The following is a 5,047-nucleotide window of genomic DNA, read 5'->3' as shown; positions in this document are numbered from 1 at the left end:
GGGCCCGAGTACGCCGACCTCGTCGAGCGGGTCGGGCGCGCGCGCGCGCGCGCCCGGGCGCAGGCGCCGACGGCCGGCGCGCGGCTCGCCGCCGGCGAGCTCGTCGTCGCGGCCGCGCTCCGCGAGCCGAACCCCTTCGCTGCCGGCTGAGCGGCGCCGCGGCGGAGCCGCGCGCCGGCCGCTCACTCGAGCTCGCGCGCGAGCGCGGGGTCGAGGCGGCGGAGGACGTCGAGCTGCTCGCGGGCCGCCGCCCGGTGGCCGAGCGTCAGATACGCACGCGCGAGCTCGTACCGGGCGCCGGCGTCGCGGGGGCCCAGTACGACGGCCTGCCGGAGCTGCGCGATCCCCTCCGCCGCCCGGCCGGAGGCGAGGAGCGCGACGCCCAGCCGGACGCGCGTCGCGACGTCGGCGGGGCGGGCCGCCAGCGCCTGCTCCGTGTGGGGCACCGCCTCGGTGAAACGCCCCAGCTTGAAGAGCGTCAGCCCGAGGTTTCCGTGCAGGACCGCGTCGCCGGGCCGGAGCGCGACGCCCTGCTCGAGCTGCTCGACCGCGCGCTCCAGCTCGCCCCGGTTGCCGAGCTCGGCGCCGAGCTGGCTGTAGCAGAGCGCGCACGCGGGGTCGAGCTCGAGCGCGTAGCGCCAGAGCGTCTCGGTGTTCCGCCAGACCTCGACCTGGAGCAACGTGAGGGCGGCGAGACCCGCGAGCCAGAGCGCGGCGATGCCGGCGACGCCGGCCGCGAGGGGCGCGCGGAGCCGCCCCGCCGCGGCGGCGTCGCGCGCCGCGCACACGCCGCCGCCGATGGCCAGGGCCCACGAGAGACACGATAAGTAGGTGTACCGGTCGGCGACCAACTGGTGGCCGGTCTGGAAAAGGCCGCTCACCGGGACCAGCACGAGCGCGTAGGCGCCCCAGAGGGCGAGGCCGGCGGGCCAGCGCCGGCGCAAGAGCCACAACCCGCCGGTGACGGCCAGGACGGCGACGAGGGCGCCCGCGAACTCCGGCGCGAGGGGGCTCACCCGCTCGGGCAGCTCATACAGGGGATTGAGCGCGAGCGGCATGAAGGTCTTCACGATGTAGAAGACGAGCGCGTGCGCGAGCATCGCCACCCGCGCGGCCGGCGGAAACGAGGCGATCGGCGCGGACACGGCCTGCGCATGGTTGACCGCCAGCGCGATCGTGGCCGCGCCCGCGGCGAGCGCCACGTACGGCAGCTTCTCGAGCCACACGCGGCGCGCGTCGGCCGCCGTCCACGCCCGCCAGTGCGGGCCGAGCCTGCCGAGCGGGTAGGCGTCCAAGACGAGGAGCACGACGGGCAGGGGTACAACGGAGGCCTGCGACAGGAGCGCCAGCGCGTAGGCGCCGACCGACGCGGCGAGCCACCGCCACCGGGCGCCGGCGGCGGCCTCGCACATCCTCAGATATGTCAGCACCGTCACCAGGGCGAAGCACGCCGAGAGGAGACCGCGGCGCTCCGTGACCCACGCGACCGTCTCGACGCGGAGCGGGTGGAGCGCGAAGAAGAGGGCGGCCACCGCGGCGCCCGCCCGGAGCGTCGCCGGGTCGCTCCGGGGCCGCGCCCGCTCGAGCAGCCGGTACGCGGTCAGGGCGAAGAGCACGGCGTTCAGCGCGTGCAGGACGACGTTCGTCAGGTGGTACCCGGCCGGGTTCATGCCCCAGAGGACGTAGTCGAGACCGAGCGTCAGCCAGGTCACCGGGATCCAGTGCGTCGTCACGGTCGCGCCGGCCATCCAGCGGAGCTGGGCCCAGCCGAGGCCGCGGTAGTACGGATTGCGCGTGAAGTTGAGGTTGTCGTCCCAGTCGACGAAGCCGTTTCGCAGCGACGGGAGGAACAGGAGAAAGGTGGCGGCGGCGATCGCCACGAGGAGCCACCGACCGGTCCGTCCGCTCACGTGAAGATGCTGTAGCGGAGCAGGCACCTGAGCCCGCTGATCGCGTCCTTCCAGCCGATCTTCTTGCCCTCCGCGTAGGTGCGGCCGGCGTAGGAGATGGGCACTTCGTACACCCGGCACCCGAGCCGCGCGACCCGCGCGGTCACCTCGGGCTCGAACCCGAACCGGTCCTCGCGCAAGTCGAGGGACTGGATGATCTCGCGGCGGAACGCCTTGTAGCAGCTCCAGACGTCGGTGAGGTTCAGGTCGGTGAAGACGTTGGAGATGTGGGTGAGGACGACGTTCGCGACCGAGTGCCAGTAGAGCAGGACGCGGTGCGGCCCGCCGAGGAAGCGCGAGCCGTAGACGACGTCGGCCAGGCCGCGCTCGATCGGATCGATCATCGCCGGGTACTCCCGGGGATCGTACTCGAGGTCGGCGTCCTGGACGATGACGATCCGCCCGCGCGCCAGCGCGAAGCCCCGCCGCAGGGCGGCCCCCTTGCCGCGGTTCACCGGCTGGAAAAGGATCGTGACGTTCGCCACCGGCAGCCGGCGGCCCGTCGTCGGCAGCGTGACCGCCGGGACGCCCCGGCGGATCGCGTCGTCGAGCTCCCGGAGCAGCGCTGCCGTGCCGTCGGTCGAGCCGTCGTCGACGACGATGAGCTCCTTGTCGACGTCCGCCTCCTGGACCCGCCACAGCAGCTCCTCGATCGTCCGGCGCTCGTTGTAGACGGGGATGACGACGGACAGCGTCGGGGCGGAAGGGGGGCTCATCGTCGGCGCCTCGCTCCGATGGTATCGTGGCCGCGCCGCTCCCACGGCCACTTTTCGGAACGGAAGACGCGGCGCCGGCGATGGTTGGCGTACAATCGCCTCGGATGTCCGGCTTCGAGGAGGTCAACTACTACTTCCGCAAGGCGGCGCGCGTGATGGATCTCTCCGCGCACGTCGAGCGGATGCTCGTCACGCCCTTCCGCGAGGTCAAGGTGGACGTGTCCATCACCCTCGACAACGGCGAGCTGGGCACGTTCATCGGCTACCGCGTCCAGCACGACAAGAGCCGCGGCCCCATGAAGGGCGGGCTCCGCTACCACCCGACCGTGGACATGGACGAGGCGCTCGGCCTGGCCTCGCTCATGACGTGGAAGACGGCCGTCGTGAACCTGCCCTACGGCGGTGCCAAGGGCGGCATCGCCGTGGACCCCGACACGCTCTCGCCGCGCGAGCTCGAGCGCCTCACGCGCCGCTTCGTCGAGCAGATCCACGACATCATCGGTCCGCAGACGGACATCCCGGCGCCCGACGTGAACACCAACGCGCAGGTGATGGCGTGGATCATGGACGAGTACTCGAAGATCCACGGCTTCTCGCCGGCCGTCGTGACGGGCAAGCCCGTGGACCTCTTCGGCTCGCGAGGGCGCGAGGAGGCGACGGGGCGCGGCGCCGTCCTCGCGCTGGAGGAGTACCTGAAGGACGTGGGCCAGGGCGAGGTGCGGGGCAAGACGTTCGCGGTCCAGGGCTTCGGCAACGTCGGCTCGTGGGCGTCGCGCTTCCTCCACGAGCGCGGCGGCAGGGTCGTCGCGGTCTCGGACGCCAAGGGCGGGATCCGCAACCCGGAGGGGCTCGACGTCCCGAAGCTCGTCGAGCACGCGAAGCGGACGAAGTCTGTCGTGGGGTTCCCGGGCGCCGACGCGATCACGAACGCCGAGCTCCTCCTCCTCGACGTGGACGTCCTCGTGCCCGCGGCGCTCGGCGGCGTCGTCACCGAGGCGAACGCCCGCGACGTGCGCGCCCGGGTCGTGCTCGAGGCCGCGAACGCCCCGACGACGCCGAAGGCCGACGAGATCCTGGCCCAGCGCGGCGTCGCCGTGCTCCCCGACATCTACGTGAACGCGGGCGGCGTGACCGTCTCGTACTTCGAGTGGGCGCAGAACATCCAGCAGTTCACGTGGGAGGAGGACAAGATCAACGCCGAGCTCCACCGGCACATGCGCGAGGCGTACGCGACGCTCGCGCGCGTGGTCCGCGAGCGCAAGGTCTCCTTCCGCACGGCGGCGTTCATCGTCGCGATCGGGCGCGTCGGCCGCGCGACCGCCCTCCGAGGGGTGTGAGGGCATGCTCGCCGGCCAGGTCCGCGACACGATCCGCTCGGTGCTCTGCAAGGGGCTGACGCTCGAGCAGGCGGAGCAGATCACGCGCCTGCTCGTCCCGGTCAAGGCGAGCGCCGGCCACCCGCTCATGCGCGAGGGCGACAGTGCGACCGGCCTCTTCGTGCTGCTGAAGGGCACGGTCGAGATCGTCAAGAAGGCGCCGAGCGGGGAAGCGCAGCCCCTCGCGAGAGTCGAGGCGCCGAGCGTGCTCGGCGAGATGAGCCTGATCATGGAGCGCGCGCACTCGGCGACGGTACAGGCGGTGACCGACTGCGAGCTCTACCTGCTCACGAAGGCCCAGTTCCAGCGGCTCGTCGCGAGCGAGTCGCTCGCCGCCTACAAGCTGATCGCGGTGATCGCCGAGGTGCTGGCGGGGCGCCTCACGCGCCTCGATCAGAGGGTGCTCGAGCTCACGGCCCTGCGCGAGGCCCAGGCCCCGGTCGAGGAGCTCGCCACCTTCAAGCAGAAGCTCTTCAGCGAGTGGAGCTTCTAGCCGCGACGTAGGCGCGCCAGCCGCCGTACGCGGTGATCTCCCGCTGGCCCTCGCAGAGGGCGGACGCCGAGCGTCTCCTCGCCGTCGGCGAGGCGCACCTTGCCGATGCAGAGCCCCGGCGGCTCCGACATGAGGATCGTCGCGAGCCCCGCCGCGGGCACGTCCCACACCTCCACGGCCACCGCCGCGCCGCCCGTGGACACGCGCAGCATCGCCGGGTGGCGGTCGCCCACGGACCAGAGCCGGTAGCAGGCCGCGGTCGTCGCCTCGCGGATGAAGCGCGCGCCGGCCGCGAGCAGGTTGCCGTTCAGCTCGAGCCCGCGCATCAGCGTGCCGTTCACGGCCAGGCGGATGTTCAAGGCGCTCTCTCCTGCGGCCGACCGTAGCATGCTGCTCGCCGAACGGGCAATCGACGCCGTCTGCCCACGGGCTGGGCAGCGCGGGATGCTGGCGACGTCGCTAAATCCGCGTCGCGCTTGAGCCCGGCCTGGAGCGGTGCTCGGCACGCGCCTT

Annotated in this window: 4 protein-coding genes and 1 pseudogene; 2 read left to right on the top strand and 3 right to left on the bottom strand. The window is 72.7% G+C overall.

Annotation, left to right across the window (positions count from 1 at the left end):
* Positions 1-182: 182 nt before the first annotated feature.
* Both VKG64_17085 and VKG64_17080 read right to left on the bottom strand, forming a co-directional pair.
* Positions 183-1,910: a tetratricopeptide repeat protein gene (locus VKG64_17085; GenBank protein HKB26751.1), complete on the bottom strand. Its 1,728-nt coding sequence runs from the start codon at positions 1,908-1,910 to the stop codon at positions 183-185.
* Positions 1,907-2,665: a glycosyltransferase family 2 protein gene (locus tag VKG64_17080; protein ID HKB26750.1), complete on the bottom strand. Its 759-nt coding sequence runs from the start codon at positions 2,663-2,665 to the stop codon at positions 1,907-1,909. Before VKG64_17080 ends, VKG64_17085 begins: the two co-directional genes overlap by 4 nt.
* 104 nt (positions 2,666-2,769) lie before the next feature.
* Here VKG64_17080 and VKG64_17075 point away from each other — a divergent pair, with 104 nt between their 5' ends.
* Both VKG64_17075 and VKG64_17070 read left to right on the top strand, forming a co-directional pair.
* Positions 2,770-4,002, top strand: coding sequence for a Glu/Leu/Phe/Val dehydrogenase dimerization domain-containing protein (locus tag VKG64_17075; GenBank protein HKB26749.1), 1,233 nt, complete (start codon positions 2,770-2,772; stop codon positions 4,000-4,002).
* Positions 4,003-4,006: 4 nt separating this feature from the next.
* Positions 4,007-4,534 carry a cyclic nucleotide-binding domain-containing protein gene (locus tag VKG64_17070; protein HKB26748.1) on the top strand — a complete coding sequence of 176 codons (528 nt, stop codon included), beginning with the start codon at positions 4,007-4,009 and terminating at the stop codon, positions 4,532-4,534.
* Here VKG64_17070 and VKG64_17065 read toward each other — a convergent pair.
* A pseudogene (locus tag VKG64_17065) lies at positions 4,515-4,923 on the bottom strand (gamma-glutamylcyclotransferase). The gene VKG64_17070 and the pseudogene VKG64_17065 sit on opposite strands and share 20 nt — an antisense overlap.
* Positions 4,924-5,047: the final 124 nt, after the last annotated feature.

Source organism: Candidatus Methylomirabilota bacterium, from assembly GCA_035260325.1.
Taxonomy (GTDB): domain Bacteria; phylum Methylomirabilota; class Methylomirabilia; order Rokubacteriales; family CSP1-6; genus AR19.
Note: the sequence above shows the minus strand (reverse complement) of the source record. Positions and strands in the feature narration are given on the sequence as shown.